11 protein-coding genes are annotated in these 20,730 nt (G+C 44.6%); 4 read left to right on the top strand and 7 right to left on the bottom strand.

Translation table 11 applies throughout. The features are described 5' to 3' along the window. Nucleotides 1–326: 326 nt before the first annotated feature. Entirely contained in the window at nt 327–5,204 is a 4,878-nt protein-coding gene (locus tag Q0890_RS11160) for an NAD-glutamate dehydrogenase (protein WP_299220830.1), read from the top strand. A 96-nt stretch (nt 5,205–5,300) separates the two neighbouring features. On the opposite strand, the gene Q0890_RS11155 is transcribed toward Q0890_RS11160, so the two are convergent. The 6 genes from Q0890_RS11155 to Q0890_RS11130 form a co-directional block, all read right to left on the bottom strand. Further along, on the bottom strand, nt 5,301–9,203 hold the full coding sequence (locus Q0890_RS11155) for an AAA family ATPase (protein ID WP_299220826.1): 3,903 nt from the start codon (nt 9,201–9,203) through the stop codon (nt 5,301–5,303). 105 nt (nt 9,204–9,308) lie between these two features. Beyond that, nucleotides 9,309–10,910 carry an exonuclease SbcCD subunit D C-terminal domain-containing protein gene (locus Q0890_RS11150; RefSeq protein WP_299220823.1) on the bottom strand — a complete coding sequence of 534 codons (1,602 nt, stop codon included), beginning with the start codon at nt 10,908–10,910 and terminating at the stop codon, nt 9,309–9,311. Nucleotides 10,911–11,051: 141 nt separating this feature from the next. Then, the gene (gene cobA, locus Q0890_RS11145) at nt 11,052–12,755 is read right to left on the bottom strand and encodes a uroporphyrinogen-III C-methyltransferase (RefSeq protein ID WP_299220821.1); all 1,704 of its coding nucleotides are present in this window, start codon (nt 12,753–12,755) and stop codon (nt 11,052–11,054) included. Nucleotides 12,756–13,006: 251 nt separating this feature from the next. Continuing rightward, entirely contained in the window at nt 13,007–13,645 is a 639-nt protein-coding gene (locus Q0890_RS11140) for a phosphoadenosine phosphosulfate reductase family protein (RefSeq protein ID WP_299220818.1), read from the bottom strand. Nucleotides 13,646–13,782: 137 nt separating this feature from the next. Beyond that, the gene (locus Q0890_RS11135; protein WP_299220815.1) at nt 13,783–14,379 is read right to left on the bottom strand and encodes a DUF934 domain-containing protein; all 597 of its coding nucleotides are present in this window, start codon (nt 14,377–14,379) and stop codon (nt 13,783–13,785) included. Then, the gene (locus tag Q0890_RS11130) at nt 14,372–16,063 is read right to left on the bottom strand and encodes a nitrite/sulfite reductase (protein ID WP_299220812.1); all 1,692 of its coding nucleotides are present in this window, start codon (nt 16,061–16,063) and stop codon (nt 14,372–14,374) included. The genes Q0890_RS11135 and Q0890_RS11130 overlap by 8 nt, the downstream gene beginning before the upstream one ends. 250 nt (nt 16,064–16,313) lie before the next feature. On the opposite strand from Q0890_RS11130, the gene sat reads away from it, so the two are divergent. After that, a complete protein-coding gene (gene sat / locus Q0890_RS11125) occupies nt 16,314–17,567 on the top strand; it encodes a sulfate adenylyltransferase (RefSeq protein ID WP_299220809.1) in 1,254 nt (417 codons plus the stop codon). A gap of 97 nt (nt 17,568–17,664) precedes the next feature. Here the strand turns inward: sat and Q0890_RS11120 are convergent, their stop codons facing one another. Then, nucleotides 17,665–18,192 (bottom strand): hypothetical protein, encoded by a 528-nt coding sequence (locus Q0890_RS11120; protein WP_299220806.1) that lies wholly within the window; start codon nt 18,190–18,192, stop codon nt 17,665–17,667. A gap of 288 nt (nt 18,193–18,480) precedes the next feature. Here Q0890_RS11120 and Q0890_RS11115 point away from each other — a divergent pair, with 288 nt between their 5' ends. Both Q0890_RS11115 and cysT read left to right on the top strand, forming a co-directional pair. After that, nucleotides 18,481–19,584 carry a sulfate ABC transporter substrate-binding protein gene (locus tag Q0890_RS11115; protein WP_299220803.1) on the top strand — a complete coding sequence of 368 codons (1,104 nt, stop codon included), beginning with the start codon at nt 18,481–18,483 and terminating at the stop codon, nt 19,582–19,584. 261 nt (nt 19,585–19,845) lie between these two features. Further along, nucleotides 19,846–20,730: a sulfate ABC transporter permease subunit CysT gene (gene cysT / locus Q0890_RS11110; RefSeq protein WP_299220800.1), complete on the top strand. Its 885-nt coding sequence runs from the start codon at nt 19,846–19,848 to the stop codon at nt 20,728–20,730.

The raw sequence follows: 20,730 nt of genomic DNA, 5'->3' as shown, positions 1-20,730 counted from the left end.
CACCGACATTGGCTAAAAAATTTGTTTGGTCAAAATATTGACTACTATCATTTAACAAAAGTATAGAATATCTACATAAAAGAATATTTAAAAGATATTACTATCAAATTAGCGATATAATGAACAAATATCTTATGAATAAAGGTTATCAAGACGGTACGTATTCATGAAATAATTTTTTACACTTTAGCTATACTGATAGGTGGGTTACAATCCATCAGACTAGCGAAGTATACGGGTCAAAGACGTTTGAATAGTAGAATATCAAACAAAAACGTAAACGACATTTAATTAAAAAAATCAAACTTATAAAAAGGACGAACGCTATGCCCAACTCTCTTGGTATCACAAAAGAGCGCATTGGCCAGATAAGTGATATTGCAACCAGTTATGTGCAAAAAGACAAATCACTACTTGATCATTTTATCAATAGCTATTACCGACCGCTGCACCATGAAACTGCAGACGTCATAAATGATGCTGATTTAGCAGGTATGGCATTACATCACTTTACGCTACTAAAAGCCTATGAAGGTAGTAAGCCGCAGTTAGCGGTCTTTAACCCTATCGCTGAAGAACAGCATTTTCATAGCTCACATACTATTATCCAAATGGTGGCATACGATCGACCGTTTTTGGTAGATACAATGCTTATGAGCCTTGAAGCACAAGGTATCGATGTTCACCGCACTTATAATACAATCATCAGCGTGACGCGAGATGAAAACGGCGATTTGACCCAAGTTGATAATGCTGATGAAAGTGCGACGTCTAATATGTCGCTCATCCATTGCGAGATTGCATATCAAAATGATGATGAGTTAGAGGCGCTACATCAGATACTTTTAGATAAAGTTGATACGCTTGATACCGTGGTTGGCGACTGGAAGGAGATGCGTGCACGTTTAACTGATATTCAAACTGAGCTGTCACAAAAGCCACTACCGGAAGTTTATTATTCTCAGCAAGAAATTCAAGCCTTTTTAGATTGGATTTTAGACGACCACTTTATATTTTTAGGCTATCGTGAGTATCGTCTCGAAGGTGGCAATTATATCGCTGTTGATGACAAATCAGACAATAAACAAGGCGGTGCCAACCAAAATGCCGATCTAGATTTGTTTGCCATTGGTAATAGTGGTCTTGGTCTACTACGCGGCGCTGAAGAAGATAAGTTATCAGAAAGCTTTGATAGACTGCCTAAAGAACTCAAACAACTTTTGACCGAGCCACGAGTGTTAATGCTGTCCAAATCAAGCCGCGTGTCTCCTGTTCATCGCCCAGTATATATGGATTTCTTAGGTATTCATAAGTTCGATGATAATGGCAAACTGGTTGGTGAATACCGTTTTATTGGTCTTTTAACATCTCAAGCCTATCAGCTTAGCGTACAACAAATCCCGCTGTTACGTGAAAAAGCCAACAAAATTATGGCGATGGCTGACTTACCGCGTGCAGGACATGCTTATTATAAAATGATGCATGTTATTAATACTTTACCGCGTGATGATCTGTTTCAAGCCAGCGTTGAAGAGTTATATCCTATCGTTTCTGGTATCACCCAATTACAGGACAAAAAGAGCCTACGCTTATTTAGCCGTATTGACCATTATCAGCGCTTTGTGTCGTGCCTTGTTTATATCCCTCGTGATAAATTCAACACTGAATTGCGCATTGAAGTACAAAAAGTGCTAAAAGAAGCTTATGGTGGCACATCATCTGGCTTTACGACCGAATTCAACGAATCTGAACACGCTCGCGTACATGTACACGTGCGCACGGTACCAGGTCAAGTTAACGATGTCGATAACGCTGCACTTGAGGCTGAACTATCAGCACTTATGAAATCATGGACTGATCATTATCAGCAAATGCTGCTGGATAATGTTGGGGAACAACAAGCCAATTCCTTAACGCGTCGTTTCCTAGACTACATTCCTGCAGCTTACGAAGAGCGTTTTGATGCGCGTACGGCGGTTGAAGATACCAAGCGTTTGGCAAGCTTGAGCGATGAGCAGCCGATGATTTGGCACTTATACCAGTCAACAGGAGATGCAGGAAATCAGTTGCATCTAAAACTGTATGGTCGCAATCAACCAGTAATTTTATCCAAAGTACTACCGATTCTAGAAAACTTTGGTGTATCAGTTATTTCAGCACAGACGTATGAGTTTGACCTGCCGGATCAACCGATTTGGATGCAAGAATATGAGCTGATATTAGAAAACGTCAATACTGTCAATATGCAAGTCGTGCGTGGTCAGTTTGAAGACAGTCTAAAGCAAATCTGGGCTGGACGTGTTGAGAGCGACTCTTTCAACGAGCTGGTATTAATTACTAAACTAGATACTTATGATGTGGTCGTACTGCGTGCGTTATCGCGCTATATGATACAAGCAAAAGCACCTTTCTCTAGTGCTTATATCCAGCAAACTGTGGTGAAAAATAGCGCTATCAGTGTGGCTTTAGGCAGTTTGTTCGATGCGCGCATGAACCCTAAACATAGTGAAGAGGAACGCCGCGAAAAAACCACTCAGATTGAACAACAAATCATCGCTGCATTGGCAGATGTAGACAGTTTGGATGAAGATCGAATCTTGCGCTGGTACTTGGACTTAATCAATGCCATGGTACGTACAAACTTTTATCAAACCGATAGCAATGGTCAGCGTAAAGACCGCTTATCGTTTAAGTTTTTAGCAGCCAATATTCCTAACTTGCCTAAGCCTAAATTGATGTTTGAAATATTTGTTTATTCACCACGCGTTGAAGCAGTACATATGCGTGGCGGCAAGGCGGCTCGTGGTGGTTTGCGCTGGTCAGATCGGATGGAGGATTTCCGTACCGAAGTGCTCGGGCTAGTCAAAGCGCAGATGGTTAAAAATGCGGTGATTGTGCCAGTAGGCTCAAAGGGCGGCTTTATTGTCAAAACCAAAACCATGGCTGATGGCCGCGAAGCGTTTCAAGCAGAAGGCATTGCCTGCTACCAAGCGTTTTTACGCGGTATGCTTGATGTCACTGACAATATCGTTGATGGAAAAATTGTCCCGCCAGCTGATACTGTGCGTTATGACGAAGATGATCCGTACTTGGTAGTAGCTGCCGATAAAGGGACAGCGACGTTCTCTGATATCGCCAACGCTTTGTCTGCTGAATATAACTTCTGGCTGGACGATGCTTTTGCTTCAGGTGGCTCAGTTGGCTATGACCATAAAGCGATGGGTATTACGGCTCGCGGTGGTTGGGAGTCCGTCAAGCGTCATTTCCGTATGCGCGGTATGGATATCCAAAATCGTGATGACTTTACTGTGGTTGGTATTGGTGACATGAGTGGTGATGTCTTTGGTAATGGTATGCTGCAATCTACCCATACCAAGCTAGTCGCTGCCTTTAACCATTTGCATATCTTTGTTGATCCCAATCCTGATACCGCTGCTTCTTACGCAGAGCGCGAGCGTTTGTTTAAAATGCCACGCTCGACGTGGGATGATTATGAAAAATCGCTCATCAGTCAAGGCGGCGGTGTGTTCTCTCGTCAAGACAAGAGCATCACCATCAGTGCTGAGATGAAAGCGCTGTTCGATATCAGTGAAGATAGTCTTGCGCCTAATGATTTTATCAGTGCATTACTAAAATCGCCTGTTGATCTCATCTGGAACGGTGGTATCGGCACTTACGTGAAAAGCGAAAACGAGAGCCATGCCGATGTCGGGGATCGTGCTAATGACGCGGTACGTGTCAATGGTGGTGAGCTGCGTACGGCAGTCGTGGGTGAAGGTGGTAACTTAGGCTTTACTCAGCAAGGCCGTATCGAATATGCACAAACGGGTGGCCGTATTTATACCGATGCTATCGACAACTCAGGCGGCGTCAACTGCTCAGATCACGAAGTTAATATCAAAATCTTACTTGGCAAAGTCGTTGAGCAAGGTGATATGACCTTAAAACAGCGTAATGAATTGCTTGAGTCTATGACCGATACCGTAGCAGAGCTGGTATTGCGCCAAAACTATCTCCAACCCCAAGCGATTGAGCTCAGCCACATTCGTGCGGCGGCCAACTTGAGTGATCATCAACGCTTCATTCAGATGTTGGAGAGTGAAGGGCGTCTGGATCGCGCGATCGAGTATTTGCCATCGGATGAAGAGATTGCCAAACGTCAAAAAGCAACCACTGGCCTAACCAACCCAGAGCTAGCAGTCGTTATGGCTTATGGCAAGATGTGGGTATATGACAATCTGCTACTGTCAGATTTGCCAGATGATCCGTATTTCATCAATGAGTTACGTAAGTACTTCCCTGATGAGCTGGCTACGCGGTTCTTTGATGAGATGACCCAGCACCGCTTGCATCGCGAGATTATCAGTACTTATTTGACTAACAGTGTGGTTAACCGCTTAGGTATTGAGGCACTGTTCCGTCTGTATGAAGAAACCGATCAATCGTTGGCAACCATCATACGGGGTTACGCTATTAGCCGTGATGTTTTCAATGTCTCAATAGCATGGAAAAAGCTTGAAGCGTTAGATAACCAAATTGACGCAACACTGCTGCTAAAACTTGAGCTGCGTCTGCGTGATGCGCTTGAGCAAGGTGTTGTCTGGTTTATCAATGCCTTTGGACAAGACTTACAAGTCGCTGATATGATTAATCGCTTTAGAGATAGTGTTGAAAAATTAACCAAATCTGGCGGTTTCATTGAACAGCAATTTGCAGAGTATTTGCAAGAGGATGCCACAAGCTTGATGCAAGAAGATCTGTCCGAGAGTGATGCGACGATGTTTGCGATGCTACCTTATCATGTCGATGCGCTTGATGCGGCATTATTGGCTGAGCAATATGAGCGTCCGGTCGATGAAATTGCAACGCTGTACTTTGAGGCGTACCATGTCTTACAGTTAGATTGGATGATGGATAATATCGCCACTTTACCGCAGCATGATTATTGGGATCGCCGTGCGCGCCATGCCCTAGTCAATGAGCTATCACGTAGCTTGCGCTTATTGATGGATGCGCTGTTATCTAAACCAGATGCCAAGCAAGCATTTAGCGAGTGGCGTTCTCGTCATCTCGATCAGCTAGCCGCAGTAACGACAGAGATGCATAAGCTTGATGATATTTATGGTGAAGATGAAGACAGTCAGGTTGGTTTATCAACATTGTCAGTACTGATGAGTGAACTAAGTGGTATTGTTACCAAGTAATTAGTATTTGTGATACCTATGAAAGCCCACTGTTAATTTATTTAGCAGTGGGCTTTTTATGGGCTGATACAGGCCATTAATGTGTTTTAAGGATTTTTATATGACTATCTTTTGACAGCCTTGACCACTGATTTGACTAAAGCCGCCAGAGAGTTTTTCGACTTTTATTTGGGTTAAGATACGATCTTTTAACGCCTGTACGTGAGAGATGATGCCGATCAATTTACCTTCTTGCTGTAAGCTGGTTAAGGTATCGAGTGCAATATCTAAGGAGTCTTCATCAAGCGTACCAAAGCCTTCATCCAAAAATAACGAGTCAACGCGAATGTTATGACTGGCCATTTGCGAGAGACCAAGCGCCAATGCTAGACTGATAATAAAGCCTTCACCGCCAGAAAGATTTTTGGTACTGCGAATATCACCGCCTTGATAGTTGTCGATGACATTAAGCTCAAGCGGACTGCTATCATCATGAATGAGCAAATAACGATCACTCATCTTTTGCAATTGCGTATTGGCATGACTAATCATGACCTCAAACGTTAAGCCTTGGGCAAAGGTGCGATATTTTTTGCCATCAGCTGAACCAATTAGCGTGTGTAGCTGCTGCCAGATTTGTAGTTTCTGTTTTTGCGCATCAATCGCAACGAGCTGTTCCGCTTGTTGGCCTTTTTGATTATCGTTATCTTTGAGCTTTTGGTCAATTGCACCGATTTTTTGACTTAGCTCATCGATATCCGTTTGTATTTGCTGATGCTGGCTTGCGAGCGTTTCTTGGCTTTCCTCGGTCATAGCAGTAGCAAGTTTTAGCGTTAATGCTTGCTGGGTACTATCTAATTGTAGTTTGGCTTGCTGTCGCGCACCATCAAGCGCTAATTTACGCCTATGTAGTGCTTCACGCGCTTCTTTCGGCAGACGGGCGCTAACGAATGCCGCTTCATCCACGAACTGTGACTCTATAAGTAACTCTGTAAAGGCGCTTTGCTGCGTATCTAATATGGTAGTCGCAGACCACAGCTCTGTGATCAACTGTTGTTTGCTACGTTCCAACTGCTCTAAATCGTGCTCTACCTTATCTAACTGTCTTTGTACAGACGCTTGCTTAGATTTTGCTTCATCGACAATATTGCGTAACCGATCTTCTTCAGTATCTGTATTTTTATCGGCAAAAATCTCTTTTCTATCTTGCTGTAATTGTTCAATAACTCTAATTTTATTAGTAATTGAATTGTGCAATTCTTTGAGCGCTACTTCATCATGATCAAGCTGTGTTTGCTTGGTTTCAATCTGCGCAGTCAAACTGCTTAAGGTATTGGTTAGCTGATGCTGACTGTTTTTTTGCTCATTGAACTGTTGTTTTAACTGGTTTAAAGCGCTGCGCTGTTGCCGCAGTTTTTCAATATGACGTTCATAGTCTGCACGATCCATTACCGTTTGCTTATCAAAACTATCATCTAGTTGCTTAAGTGCTTCAGATACGTCTGCCGCATTGAGCGCCGTCGTTAAATAATCTTTATATTTACCTGCAGGATACTTATGCGTTAGCGATGAAACGGTAGTCATAATCGGCGCTAGCTCCGAGAAGTTAGCAGCAAGCTTATCTTTTATACCGTTAACTTTCTGAGAAGCAAGCTTTATGTCTGTCGTTAGGTTGTTCATCTCGCGACTTAATGCCTGCTGTTGCTGTTCGTCGGTTTCGATGGTAGTACTGAGCTTTGCAGTAGTTTCAGTTAAGTGCTCATATTCGACCACTATGGTTTTAAGAGACTGTTTATGTTCAGTCAGGTCGTGTTTGACGGTGTCTAATGAGAATAAGATAGGCTCTATGTTCGCAGTAGTCGCATCAATGTTATCGTTTATTTGAATAAGAGGGTCGATAATTGCTGCGATTGCTTCAGAGTAATCGTTCTTAGTCGCAAATAGCAAATGTAGGTCAGACTGGATATCCTCATGCAAGGTTTTAGATTGCTGCTGTAGGGGCGCCAGTTGTTGCTCTTGGTTATTCAGTGTCTCTTTTTTTGTGGCACGGTCGATACGATGTTGCGATAAAGCCTGCTCAAGATTATCAATAAAGGTCTCTAGTTCCGCTATTTGTAGCCGAGCTTGTTGTGTTTTAGACGGCTGATTGTGATTAGCATTGTCATTGTCTAGTAGTGGATGATGTGCGCCATAAGGGTGTTCATGCGCACCGCAAAGTGGGCAGGGCGTCCCATCTTCTAGTTCTGCTATATAATCTTCAAGCTTGGCGACTTTTTGCAACAAATCTAGATGCTCTTGTCTTTCTTGCTTTTTGAGCTTAGTAACTTCAATATCTGACTTATGATCAGCAATGAGTGTTTCTAGGGAAGTTAATTCCTTATTTAGTGTGGGTAGCGAGAGCTTCGTCTTTTCGATTTGGCGAGTAAGTTCAGACAGCTGCTGTAGCTTAAAGCTGGCTTGTACAATCTGAGCGCTTATCTGATCGACTTGCTCTTGCTCACGGCGCATACTAGCAAGCGATTGTTTTTCGATAAGTGCCACTTGCTGCTGTTGTAAGCTTGTAAGTTGCTCACGTTGCTTGGTTATCGCTATCTGGTCTGCGTCTTGCTGTTTAGATAAATCATCAAAACGAGCTTGTAGCTGGCTTGATTGATTGTCCTGCGCAAGTTTATCCGCCGCTAAGCTGACGTTATCTTCTAACAATGCTTTTAACCGGCTACAGTTGCTATCAAAGGTCGCCACGTCTGTGTCGAGAGCATTTAGCTCTTGGAAATCGCTAAAATACTTTTCTATACTGCTAAGCTGAGTCTTAGTGTCTTGTTCTATTTGGCTGTGGCTGGCTATTTCTTGATGTAATCGCTGCGTATTATTGTCTAAGTCGTCTTTACGTTGCTTATCGTCTACCAAAGAATGGGATTGCTGTTTTATCTCAGCATCCAACTCACGTGTCTTTGTAATAATTGGCAGAGTGGTTTGCAGATAATCTGTTGCTTGCTTTTCAATGGTAGTGATATCGTTTAAATGGGTCGTAGCTTGTGCAAGCACTGCCTGCTGAGATGGGATCTTACTGAGTAACTGATGCTGTTCACTGCTAAGTCGATTGACCAACTCTCGGCTATAGCTTAGCTCTCGAAAGTGGCTGTCAATCTCTAAAGCTTTATTAGCAATATCTAGGCGCTCGGCTTCTGGAGTAAAATCTGTCTGTGCCTGCTGTGCCACTGCAAACTCGGTCTGATAGGTTGATAAATTTTGCTGTAGTTGCTGAACGCTATCTAGCCATTGCAGCTGCTCGCTCAGGGTTTTGAAGGTTTGGCGCTGCTTGCTTTGCTGCTCATTCAGAGTCTCTAACTCTGCTGCCAGTCGCTTTTCATCCTCAGGGCTTAACAAAGATAAGCTATCCACGCCTGCTTGTAGCTTGCCAAGCGCTTCTTTTTCAGTACGATGTTTCTCATGGACGTTTAGCGATATTTTGGCATAAATGGCAGTGCCGGTTATTTTCTCTAAAATCGCTGCTCTATCACCAATATCAGACTTTAAAAATGCGGCAAAACTGCCTTGAGCAAGCATAATTGAGCGGGTAAATTGATTAAAATCCATGCCGATGAGGTCTTGAATGTAGGCGGATGTCTTAGATTTTTTCTCCTCTAAAATCTTGCCAGTTTTGACCTCACTAATCTCATGTCTAATCGGTAATAGGTTACCCTTGGCTTTTTTGTGCGCGCGATGTTGATACCAGTAGCATTGATAGCGTTTAGAATTTATTTCGATGATGACTTCTGCTGAGCATTCGCCCGTACCTTGGGTCATGATCTCGTTCGCTGTGCCCGTAATATCGCCCAATCTTGGCGTTTGACTATATAAGGCTAAGCAAATTGCATCCAAGATGGTGGTCTTGCCAGCGCCCGTCTGCCCAGTGATGGCAAAGATGCCTTCATTTAGAAAAGCGGAATCACTAAAATCAATGTGCCATTCGCCTTTTAGGGAGTTTAAGTTCTTGAGTCGCAGTTCAATCAGTCGCATGGGCAGGTCTTATTTTTGTATAAAGCAATTATAAAGAGAGTAGTGGTAAGAAGTGAAGAAGCTATCAGCTGGCATCTAAAATGTGCTGTTATTATTTAGCCTCAGTTATTCAGCCTGAGTATCTTCATGCTGCAGGTTATAAACGATTTGATCATACGCGTCACGTAAGGATGATTTTTGTTCATCAGGAATATTGTGAGTGGTTAGGCAGCGCTCAAATACCTCTGCTTCATTTAAGTCTTGGAGAGTTTCAGAGGTTTGTTGTTGGTTCAGTACTTTATTATAGGTGCGCGTGTTTTTAATCTTTAACACTTCACACGGCAAGCCATCTACCATTGATTGGATATGCTCATGCAGCTCGCTGATAACCTCATCGCCCGTATAAATAACTTCTAACCAAATAGAGTCTGTTGCATCAAGAGATTGAATGTTTTTATCAATATACTGATGAATAGACGCTAAATCACCTGATATTTGTGCCAGTTTTTGAAATTTTGGAATGGCTAGGGAGATGATTTGCATCTGATTAGAATCATTACGGTACAGGATTTTATTGGTAGTAGCGGCATCAATAGACAGTGATTGATTGTGTTCGTCTTGATTAGCAGAAGTGTTTTCTATGACAGCAGTTTTTACCATCTCATCTTTATTATCATTAACCGACGGCTCGTCAAAGCCAAACAAGTCATCCATAAAGTCAGTCGCCTGACTGGCTACTTTTTTAGCGGCTTTTTCTACCGATTTTTCAATCTTAGTCACTGTATCGGTAAGCTGAGGCATACTGCTTGCAGCAGTAGTATTTGATGCCGATTTTCGCTCGCTAAAATCATTTTTCACATCGCCAAACTGTACCAGCAATACTTGTTTTTGCTGGCGTGCCTCACCAAAACCCATCGGCATAGGCGAGCCTGAATAGCGAATATGCTCTTGCCCGCCAACGCGCTGCGGCACATGCAAATGACCAAGCGCGACGTAATCAAAAGCCTCATCAAACATATCAGCAGAGATCTTGCCAAGAGAGCCGACATAAAGCTCACGCACACCATCATCTTCCGTAGTCGTGCCGCCAGCCGCAAACAAATGCCCTGTGGCGATTATCGGAATGTGACGCTGATGGGATTTTATTAATTGAGCTTGCTTGGCTTTAGCAATGCTCGCAACGTCATCATAATGGGCGCGAATGCCTTTGATGACATTGGCGTCTTTACTATCGGCGGACTCACCAGCGCTGCTACTGCGTACATCACGATCACGCAAATACGGTACAGCGGCGATGATGCAATGCGGCGCGCCATCTGTATCGTTTAATACCAAAACTTCATCGTTTAAGTCTTCACAAGCGGTGCCGATGACGTGAACGTTTAAGAACTTAAGTACGTTACTTGGTGCATCCAAAAAAGTCGGCGAATCATGATTGCCTGCGACGATGACGATATGCTCACAGCATGACTTTGAGACTCGGCCCAAAAATTCATAATACAGCGCTTGCGCTCGGTTACTCGGGGTCATGGTGTCAAAGATGTCACCTGCGACAATCAGGATATCGACGTTTTGCTCGTCAATGGTTGTTTCAAGCCAGTGTAAAAATGCTTCAAACTCGTTATAACGCATGCGCCCGTATAGCCTACGTCCTAGATGCCAATCTGAGGTATGCAGGATGGTTAAAGGTTTAGCAGGTATGGACTTGGTATTAGCAGGTGTGAGCATAGTTAAGCTTAAGGATATTTAATAGAAAGCTGTCATTCTAGCAAGAATTGTTGCGGTTTGCTTTGTTGCAAGCGCATAAAAAACCCTGCCAATAACATATTGACAGGGCTATATTATAGTCCGTTCGAAATCAAGCAAACATTATCCAATCACTAACTGCTCTAAATCCTCTTTTTGCTGCGCTGCCAAATTAGCGACCATAGAAAGCGCATGGGCTTGCTGGTCTATCGGTTTTTTTGCATCTTGGTCCGTGACAGCTGTTCCTGCACGTAACCAGTTAGCCTCTGTATCGCTGGTATCTTTATTGTGTTTGTTGTACCACGCCAAATCATCATGCAGCGCCACCACATCTCCCATGATAAGTAAGGCGGGCGTGGGCAGCTGGTTTTGCTTTTGCAATTTGACGATACTCTCAAGCGTACCAGTTAATACTTGCTGATTGGGCATGCTGGCATTGGAGACGATGGCAATCGGTGTCTCAGACGAGCGGCCAGCGTTAATTAGACCTGTCGTCAACCGTGCCAGCGAATGTAGGCCCATATAGAACACCACAGTTTCATTGGTATCAAGTAAGTTTTCAAACTTCTCATTGGGCGCACCCGCCTTTAAAAACCCAGTGACAAAACGCACCGACTGCGAATGATCACGGTGGGTAAGGGGAATACCAGCATAGCTGGCTGCAGCATTAGCAGCGGTAATACCTGGTACCACTTGGTAAGGGATGTCATGCGCGCGCAGGCTCTCAATTTCTTCACCACCACGCCCAAAGATAAAGGGATCGCCACCTTTTAGACGTACCACACGGCGTCCTTCTTTGGCGCTATTGACTAATAGCTCATTGATGCCCAATTGCGCGACCGCATGATTGCTACGCTTTTTGCCGACAAACACTTTATCAGCATCACGGCGGCACAGATCCAATACTTGCGGAGAGACTAGCGCATCATAAAAAACAATATCCGCTTGTTGCATGAGACGTAGCGCTTTAAAAGTTAATAATTCTGGATCACCAGGGCCTGCGCCGACGATATAGACTTCACCAACAGCGGCTCGCGCGGGTTTTGATTGAGTAACCGTTAATTCATCTGTTGCTACAGGCGCAGTTGCCGATAGTGATTCTGTACTGTGGCTCTGTGAATGCTGGCTAGTCGTCGTAGCAGGACTATAGGCATTAGGATCAATAGTATGATTAACACTATTTTTAAGCGCTGCTACTGTGCTGTCTAAATCTGCTTGTAATTGTGCAGTAGCCTGACGCTCATTACCGGCAAAGATTAGCTGACTAACTTGACCTTCAAAAGCACGCTCCCAAAACTGACGACGGCCTGTCAGGGTTGGGATTTTACTTTTTACCTCGCTACGAAACTCGCCGGCAAGCTTGGCTAATTTGCCATAGCCTTGCGGAATAAGGGTCTCAAGCCGTGCGCGAAGTAAACGTGCCAGCACCGGCGCTTTACCATTCGATGAGATGCCGATGACGATGGGATTGCGATCGACGATAGCGGGGAAGATAAAGTCGCATAAATGCGGCGTATCAACCACATTGACCGGAATATTAAGCTCGGTGGCATCCGCGTGTACTTGATGATTGAGCGCCTCAATATCAGTGCCTGCGATGATAACGCGTGCACCTGTCATGTACTTTTTATGATAATTATCAAAAATAAGAGTGTGCTTATCATCGTGTAGTAAAGCTTGTAGTTCCTTGCAGATATCTGGCGCGACGATAGTAATAGCAGCACCAGCACGACTGAGTAAGTCAGCTTTGCGCAGCGCGACATCACCACCACCGACGATCAACACTTTACGATTATCAAGCTTAAAAAACAGCGGAAAGGTATTCATAATGGCACCGAATGTTATGCAAATTTATATATGTCGTCATTATGAAGTATCGCGCGTGGGGTCTCCTCTAGCGAATTGGCATTAACATAGTCATTTATGTCATAACAAGTGGGGTTTATGTCTTAAAAGGGAATAGATGAACATCTACGGCGGCTTGTTTACCTCTTTTATTTATAATCGATAGCTTATTAAAACGCGAAAGCCCTCTCTTAGTCTAAGAAAGGGCGTTTAGTTTCAGTAAACCTTTGAGCCTATAATTGCGTATGCAAACCACACTCGCGGTGCTCTTCTACCTTCGTTGGGTCAAAGTAATCAAACTCATTTGGCAGATTATGCTCAAGCAAATAGTCGTCTAAATCGCTATCGGTTTTTTCAAATAACGGCGCGACTTTTAATACCCCGTCTTTTGATAAGCTCAGTACATCAAGACCTTGACGGAACTCGGTTTGATCCTTGCGAATAGCGTTAAACCAAACATCAGGCTGTAGCTCATCGAGTGCACGGCGGAATGGTTCTAACTTGACTTGTTCGGTAAATTTATCATGCTGCTCATCATTGACACCCGGAATACCATTCATCGTGACATCACGGTGGGCGGCCGTTTGTTTAGGAATATAAGTAATGACGTTTAGATCTAAATCATTAATCACTTTATTAGCAAAGCGGTAAGTGGCATCGGTGTTATAACCAGAATCTACCCATAATACGGTGATATCCGGACGCTGCTTGGCAACCAAATGCAAAATCGCTGACTCGTAAGGACGGAAATTGGTGGTGATGATTGGGTTTTTCGCTTGGGTTAGTGCCCACGCAACGATTTGCTCAGGTGATTTGCCTTGCAGGTCTTGATTGGCTTGGTCAATGTCTAGGTTTGGGTGTAACTGGCTCATTGTTTTTCCTTAAGGGTAGTTAAAGTCGTAGGCTGGGTTTTTAACCCAGCTTTAATGTCTTGCAAAATTGATATGCTGGGTCAAAACCACAGCCTACAAAAGAAAGTTAAATCTTTATAAACAGGTCATTATAAAAACTAAGATGCTGCAAACATAGGCAGTTTTGAGGCGTCGCGACCGTCATAACTGCTAGCAAGGGCAGTAAATGCTTGAGAAATATCAAAGTCTGACTGTAAGTCGTGTTCACTGAGCACAAAGCTGTCGACGCCTACGCGTAGTAAGTAAGCAATTTGATCACGGCCAAATGCGCCTGCGACCCGAATCTCGCCTTGATAGCCAATTTGGCGCAGCGTTTGAGCGAAGCTAAAGCCGCGACCATCCGCAAATTTGGGCACATGTATGACGATAAGCGTCTGCTTTAATAGCAGCTCACTCAGTGCTGCTAGTGCCTCTGTGTCCGTATCAGCAGTCACCCATAGACCAGTACGGCTACTGTGCTGGACAATCAGCTCATACACTTCTTTTACCAAGCCCGTGGCCAGTGCCCCTGAGCCGTCTAAGAGATCGGCCAGCGGCACAAGCACATCTGGTTTTTCTTGTTTTTGTAGCAGCTCAAGTAGCGTTAGCTCTATCGAGGCGATACCATCTGGCAGCGTATCCGTGGCGAGAGCATACCAGCTGTCTTGAGCGCTAATATCGACGCCGCTACTGTCCAAGATATGATGATTAGCCATAGACCTTCTCCTTAAAGGGATCAATACCGACGCGCTCAACCAATTCGCCAAAGCTCTCGACATCATTGTCCGTGGTGGCTCGCAGCTCGACATAGACATCGACGATCTGTTGAATGGTATCTGCCACCGCTTCGGTAGGGACGGAGCGGCCAAGTATTTTACCCAGCTTGGCATCGTTGCTTGAATTACCGCCAAGGCTGATTTGATACCAGTTTTCACCTTTTTTATCGACGCCGAGGATGCCGATATCACCGGTATGGTGGTGGGCGCAAGCGTTGATACAGCCCGACATATTCAGACGTATATCACCAAGATCGTAAAGGTAGTCCAAATCGCTAAACTGCTTTTCGATTTGCTCAGCGATATTGTGGGTGGTGGCATTGGCCAGCGAGCAATAGTCCCAGCCTGGGCAGACGATCATATCAGTTAAGGTGTTGATATTTGGACGCGCCAGATGCAGGTCGGTCAGCTTTTGCCATAGCTCATACAGCTGGTTGGTTTGCACATCAGCGAAGACCAGGTTTTGCTGATAAGTGCCACGCAGCTCGCCAAAGCTGTATTGGTCCGCAAGATCAGCCAACGCATCCATTTGTGACTCAGTGACATCGCCTGATGGAACGTATTTACCATCGACAAGACCTGCCTTTAAGGAGATGACAATCGCGCGGTAGCCTGCGATTTTATGGGCCACTGTATTTTGGTTGTACCAATTGGCAAAGTCTTTATCCGCACTTAATTGCTGCTGCAAATCAGATTGCGCTTGCAATGCATCAAATTCTTTATAATCAGGCTCACTAAAAAAACTGCTGGCATGTTCAAAGTTGGCATCTGTCAGTGTTAACGGTCCGTCTTTGGTATGCGCCTCCCACTCAGCATCGACCAATTTCGCAAAGGCAGGGCCGCCCAAGGTATCGACTAAGATTTTGATACGTGAGCGGTATTTACTGCCTTTATCACGGCGACCATGCAGGTTATAAACCCGCAAAATAGCGTCCAAATAGCTAAGTAGATGCTGACGGGGCAAGAACTTATTGATAACTTTGCCAAGCACAGGAATACGACCAAGACCGCCGCCGACTAGGACTTCAAAGCCAAGCTCGCCGTCTTCATTTTTCTTTATGTGCAGACCAATGTCATGCACGCGGGTGGCCGCACGATCGTTTTCGGTGCCGATAACAGCAATCTTAAATTTACGCGGCAAAAAAGCAAACTCAGGATGAAAGGTCGACCACTGACGAATGATTTCACAATACGGACGCGGATCAGCAATCTCCTCTTGATGAATACCAGCATAAGGGTCGGTGGTGGTATTGCGAATACAGTTGCCCGAGGTTTGGATAGAGTGCATCTGTACTGAGGCCAGCTCCGCTAAGATATCAGGCACGTCTTCTAGCTTTGGCCAGTTCAGCTGCATATTGGTACGGGTGGTAAAGTGGCCGTAGCCTTTGTCGTATTTGCGGGTAATCTCAGCCAATTTACGTAATTGGTAGCTGGCAAGTAGTCCATAAGGAATGGCGATACGCAGCATGGGTGCATAGCGCTGGATATACAGACCGTTTTGTAGACGCAGCGGTAAGTACTGCTCCTCGGCAAGCTCGCCTGCCAAAAATCGCTCGGTTTGGTCACGAAACTGGGCGACCCGTTCCTCTACCAAGGTTTGGTCAGCGTAATTATATTGATACATGACGTAATCTCAATTTTTTAGACATAAAAGCAGCGACAAAAATGTTTTGCGTGTGTACTTGATCTTATTGCCAGTCGCAAGGTAAACAATTCAGAGTCACATCATATAAGCTTGCGTCTATAAACATAAATTCCTTTAAGACATATCTATATCCAAAGTCAGCATAAATTTTCATAACCAAAGTTAGGTAGCCTAGGTTTATCAAATTTATCACGACTCATTTGGTCACTATCTATAAAGGTTTTAAAAAATGACATCTACTACCGCTAATCAACAACCATCTAAACTCGTGCCACCACATGGCAGCAAGAATCTTAAGCCATTGTTATTAAAGGGTGAGGCGCGCCAGCAAGCTCTAAAGCTTGCCAGCACCTTACCAACTACTACGTTAAGCTCTCGTGAGCGTGGCGATTTGATTATGCTCGGTATTGGCGGTTTTACCCCATTAAATGGTTTTATGAATCAGGCCGACTGGCAAGGGGTGGTCGATGACATGCGCTTGCAAAGCGGCGACAATGCGGGCTTGTTTTGGCCGATTCCTATTACGTTGTCAGCACCGAAAGCGACTGCCGATAGTCTAAACCATGGTGATAAAGTTGCATTGGTCGCTCAAGATAATGAGATTATGGGCATACTGACGGTAGAAGAGACTTATACCATCGATAAAGAACATGAGTGTCAACAAGTCTTTACCACCACGGATTCTGAGCACCCGGGCGTGCAGCAAGTACTTAATCAGGGTGAAGTCAATATCGCAGGTCGCGTTGAAGTGCTAAGCGAAGGCGAGTTCCCAACCTTATACCCTGAGATTTATAAAACACCCGCTGAAACACGGGAAATACTAAATAATAAAGGCTGGAAAACGGTCGCCGCCTTCCAAACCCGTAATCCCATGCATCGCTCGCATGAGTACCTTGCCAAGATTGCTATCGAGATTTGTGATGGGGTGTTGATTCATTCATTGCTTGGGGCGTTAAAGCCTGGCGATATTCCAGCTGAGGTGCGCCAAGAGGCCATTAAAACCTTGATTGATAATTACTTTAAGCAAGACACCGTCATTCAGGCAGGCTATCCGCTCGATATGCGTTATGCTGGGCCACGTGAGGCACTGCTGCATGCGGTATTTCGTCAAAACTACGGCTGTAGCCATCTGATTGTTGGTCGTGACCATGCAGGCGTCGGTGATTATTATGGCGCCTTTGATGCGCAGACGATCTTTGAATACGTCGGCAAAGATGATTTGATCACGCAGCCGCTAAAGATTGGTTGGACCTTTTGGTGTAATGCTTGTAGCGCCATGGCGTCTGATAAAACCTGCCCGCATGATGTCTCTGAGCACGTCAAAGTCTCAGGAACCAAGCTGCGTAAAGCGCTATCAGAGGATCTGGAGGTGCCAGACAACTTCAGCCGTCCAGAGGTATTACAGATTTTGCGCAATTACTATGCTGGTATCGCTATCGATGACCGTGCTGAGGTGAAGCTTACAGGTGCTTCTGCGGTATAACTATCAGTTCTTCTATAGATTAAACAGAAACAAAAAAAGGTGTCAGATTTATAGTCTGACACCTTTTTTATTAATGAGCAGCTAAAGAGCGCTGTATTTAGGTGAGCTCTAGATGATTCGAGAGCTTCTGATAGTCGCCAACTAGCGTACCGCCACCAGAGCAAAATTGATTGAGTACATACTTATCCTGACTATCAATAGTCAGCTCACCGTCTTTGAATTGAAAAAAAGCCATACTGTCATCAACGGTGGTCTGAAAAACAACCCCATGCGCGTCGTCTTGACCCATTAAGGTGGCTTTTCCATCAAAATGACAGGTCGGTTTTTTTATATCGCTACGAGCGCGTACTTTAATATCAATCTGTTCGCTGTCATCTCTGTCATCTGCCCGTACGATGACACCCACCCAGTCATTACCTTGCGCCCGCTTGTCATAACCTACAGAAGCATAATCACCAACGACCTTTTGTACAGCAGGCGTTTGAATAACGGTAGCATTCTTCACCGCGCTCTTAACGACTAAATCATTATTGTAGCTACAGCCCGTTACGGACGTGAGGGCAGTGGTAACAAACAGTAAGGTTGCAATAGAAAGTAACGAGCGCTGGCGTGGGTAGTTGGTCATAAGAAGGGCTCCTTAGTATTGGTAAATGGGTGGCAAGATGTATGCCATGACTGAGCGTTGAGCGATTAAAGTATGCCATAGTCTACAACAGAACGCTCTGCTCACCTTATAGGATTAACGTTACGTAAACTTACCTGCCAGAGAGTAGAGTCAGGAAGTGGCTCATTAATTGGCTATATGTGTATATTATTCCATTTTGGCAATAACATACGCATATTAGTCATTAAACATAATAAGCCAGCACTGTTAGCATACTTGCATTACATAACAAACTTTTTTGAGGCATTTATGACATCTTACGCAGCAGGCTATCAACATAAAAAGAAAGCGCTTAGCGTCTTAAGTATCGCAGGCGTTGCGCTCACCCTTGGAATCGCTGGCTGTAGCAATAGTGAGCAGGCAGAAACCACTGCTAATGCTGATGGTACCGCAGCGACTACAGAGGGGCAAGATATTGAGCTGCTAAACGTCTCTTACGATGTAGCACGCGATTTTTACAAGGACTACAACCCGCTATTTGTAGAACACTATAAAAGCGAGCACCCAGACAGTAATATCTTAATTAAACAGTCACACGGCGGCTCAAGTAAGCAAGCATTGTCTGTGGCTAACGGTTTGCAAGCAGATGTCGCCACCATGAACCAAGGCTCAGATATTGAGCTGCTTGAGAAAAAAGGCTTGGTTGAGTCAGATTGGGAATCTCAGTTCCCTGATAACGCCGTGCCTTTTACCAGTACCATCGTATTTTTGGTGCGTAAAGACAATCCAAAAGGCATCAGTGATTGGGAAGACTTGACCAAAGAGGGTGTTGAGATTGTCATGGCCAACCCAAAAGTCACGGGTAATGGTCGCTATGCATTTTTAGGGGCTTATGGTTATGGTCTACACGCCTTCAATAATGAAGAAGCGCCTGCCAAAAACTATGTAAAAGACATGCTCAAAAATGTCAAAGTTTATGAAAATGGTGGCCGCGCCGCAACGACGACCTTTGTTCAGCGCGGTATTGGCGATGTATTGGTCACCTTTGAAAACGAAGCCAACTTGGCCGCAACTGATTTTGGCGCCGGTCAAGTAGATATCGTTTATCCAGAATACTCGATTAAATCAGAAAGCCCTGTGGCTATTGTTAAGTCGGTAACGGATAAAAAAGGCACAACTGATGCGGCAAAAGCGTATCTTGACTACCTATGGAGTGAACCTGCGCAGCAGTTGGCTGCTGACCTGTACTTACGCCCAAGTGTGAAAAGTGTCCTTGATAAAAATGGTGACAAACTACCGCCAGTTGAAACTTTCCGCCCAAATGATGCTTTTGGCACTTGGGATGAGATTATGGGTACTTACTTTACCGATGGCGGTGTATTTGATCAGCTTGCTATCAACGCCCCGCAATAAATACTTGGTACCAATGTAATAGAGCTGTTTAAAAAGTACGCTGGCTTCTCATAAGGCCATTTGACGAGTAACGTCCAATCATATAAAGGACATGGCCACCTGCGCTATGTCCTTTGTACCGTAAGCAGACCAATCTAATAGTATATCTGACACAACGTGGTCTGTACCCTAGGCATTACCGCCAAGTACCTAACAAGTACCTAATTACATATTAAATCAAGCTCTAAACTCAGTGCTGACGTTAGGCTATAGGACATCACTATGAAAGCAAAAACATCTTCTGCCAATAAACCCCTTCACAAAAAAGGCTGGTTGACCCGTTTGCGTCAACGCAATGTGTTGCCAGGGTTTGGTCTGAGCATGGGCATTACGGTCTTTAGCTTATCATTATTGGTCGTCCTACCGTTTGCAATGATGGCTTATACCACGACACAGATGGGCTGGGCTGGGTTTTGGGAGACCATCAGTCAGCCGCAAGTGACGGCTGCTATTAAGCTGAGCTTATGGATGTCGTTTTTGGCCATGCTGACCAATATGGTATTTGGTACGCTGGTTGCGTGGGTGCTGGTACGTTACGAGTTTTGGGGCAAATCAATGATTAACGCCTTGGTTGATTTGCCATTTGCGCTGCCGACCGCGGTCACAGGTATCTCTCTTGCCACGCTTTATGCACCTAATGGTTTGATTGGTCAGTGGTTTGCCAAGTTCGATATTCAGGTAGCTTTTACGCCATTAGGCATCTGGCTGGCTTTAGTGGTAGTTAGTTTTCCGTTTATTGTCCGTGCGGTACAGCCAGTACTCGCAGAGTTGTCTGTTGAGTTTGAGGAGGCTGCTGCGGTATTGGGTGCCAATCGTTTAACGACCTTTCGCAAGGTCATATTGCCGGAGCTACTACCAGCGCTGCTGATGGGCGCTGGCATGATGTTTGCGCGTGCGACTGGCGAGTATGGCTCGGTGATTTTTATCGCGGGCAATATCCCTATGCAATCTGAGATTTTACCACTCATCATTATCGGTAAGCTTGAACAGTTTGATATTCAAGGCGCATCAGCCGTTGCTTTATTTATGCTACTGATCTCATTTGTGATTTTATTAACCATCAATATTGCTCAGTGGAAACTGTCGCGCCGTGTGGGAGCTCGCTAA

It is taken from the genome of uncultured Psychrobacter sp. (genome assembly GCF_947488565.1).
Lineage (GTDB): Bacteria > Pseudomonadota > Gammaproteobacteria > Pseudomonadales > Moraxellaceae > Psychrobacter > Psychrobacter saeujeotis.
Note: the sequence above shows the minus strand (reverse complement) of the source record. Positions and strands in the feature narration are given on the sequence as shown.

Bases quoted from the DNA above. Each gene is read 5' to 3' on its own strand.
- Q0890_RS11115 (WP_299220803.1), top strand. From the start codon at position 18,481: ATGACATCTTACGCAGCAGGCTATCAACATAAAAAGAAAGCGCTTAGC.
- Q0890_RS11160 (WP_299220830.1), top strand. From the start codon at position 327: ATGCCCAACTCTCTTGGTATCACAAAAGAGCGCATTGGCCAGATAAGT.
- Q0890_RS11155 (WP_299220826.1), bottom strand. From the start codon at position 9,203: ATGCGACTGATTGAACTGCGACTCAAGAACTTAAACTCCCTAAAAGGC.
- Q0890_RS11135 (WP_299220815.1), bottom strand. From the start codon at position 14,379: ATGGCTAATCATCATATCTTGGACAGTAGCGGCGTCGATATTAGCGCT.
- Q0890_RS11130 (WP_299220812.1), bottom strand. From the start codon at position 16,063: ATGTATCAATATAATTACGCTGACCAAACCTTGGTAGAGGAACGGGTC.
- sat (WP_299220809.1), top strand. From the start codon at position 16,314: ATGACATCTACTACCGCTAATCAACAACCATCTAAACTCGTGCCACCA.
- Q0890_RS11140 (WP_299220818.1), bottom strand. From the start codon at position 13,645: ATGAGCCAGTTACACCCAAACCTAGACATTGACCAAGCCAATCAAGAC.
- cobA (WP_299220821.1), bottom strand. From the start codon at position 12,755: ATGAATACCTTTCCGCTGTTTTTTAAGCTTGATAATCGTAAAGTGTTG.
- cysT (WP_299220800.1), top strand. From the start codon at position 19,846: ATGAAAGCAAAAACATCTTCTGCCAATAAACCCCTTCACAAAAAAGGC.
- Q0890_RS11150 (WP_299220823.1), bottom strand. From the start codon at position 10,910: ATGCTCACACCTGCTAATACCAAGTCCATACCTGCTAAACCTTTAACC.
- Q0890_RS11120 (WP_299220806.1), bottom strand. From the start codon at position 18,192: ATGACCAACTACCCACGCCAGCGCTCGTTACTTTCTATTGCAACCTTA.